We start from the raw sequence: 900 nt of genomic DNA on the forward strand, positions 1-900 counted from the left end.
ACGCCTTGAAGTCGGCATCGCTGGTGTTGAGGGTGTAGGTGTAAGTGCCGTTGGCGTTGAGCACCAGGGTGCCATAGGTGCCGGTGAAGGTGCCGGGGGTGATCGGGCCGGCATTTTCTCCGAGCGTCACCCGGTCAGCGCCTTGCACGTCGTTGCTCAACACGTTGCCGTTGAGGGTCAGCAGGGTTTCCGAGGCCGTTGAAACATTGCTGTCGTACACGGCTTTTGGCAGGTCGTCGACGATGTTGACGTCCAGTGAACCGGTCGCGGTGCTGCCGTTGTTGTCGACCACGGTTACGGTGAACTGCTCAGGCAGGGTGTTGGCGTCGTTGCCAGTCGGGTGCGCTTCGTTGTCGTTGAGGGTGTAGCTGTAGTTCACGACACCGGTCGCGGCGTTGAACCCGGTGATGGTCAGGGTGCTGCCCAGTGGTGTGGTGATCGATTGCGGGAAGCCGGCGGTTACGCCACCGCTGACCACGGCGATACCGCCGACGGTCAGGCTCGTGACGCCGTCCAGCGCGGTCACGGTAAACGTGCCGCTCTGGGTCAACATCGGTGCGTCCGGACTGCTGCCGTCGCTGAGGTTTTTCTCGAATACGGTGAGTTCGCCACCCTCAACATTCAAACCGCCAATCGTGATCGAGTCATCGTTGTTGTGGATCTGCAGCACCAGATAGGCGGTGCTGCTGTCGCCGTCCGCATCGGTGAGGGTGTAGGTGAAGGTTTCGGTGCCGTCGCCGCCGCCATGCAACGCCTTGAAGTCGGCATCGCTGGTGTTGAGGGTGTAGGTGTAAGTGCCGTTGGCGTTGAGCACCAGGGTGCCATAGGTGCCGGTGAAGGTGCCGGGGGTGATCGGGCCGGCATTTTCTCCGAGCGGCACGCGGTCGGCGCCTTGCACGT

1 protein-coding gene is annotated in these 900 nt (G+C 62.2%); it reads right to left on the bottom strand.

Features of this window, described 5'->3' with window-relative positions; all coding sequences use genetic code 11:
• On the bottom strand, nucleotides 1–900 hold a 900-nt coding region (locus AC1DU9_RS29835), incomplete at both ends, for a VCBS domain-containing protein (protein WP_477811276.1).

The organism is Pseudomonas sp. P4_C1, assembly GCF_056402155.1.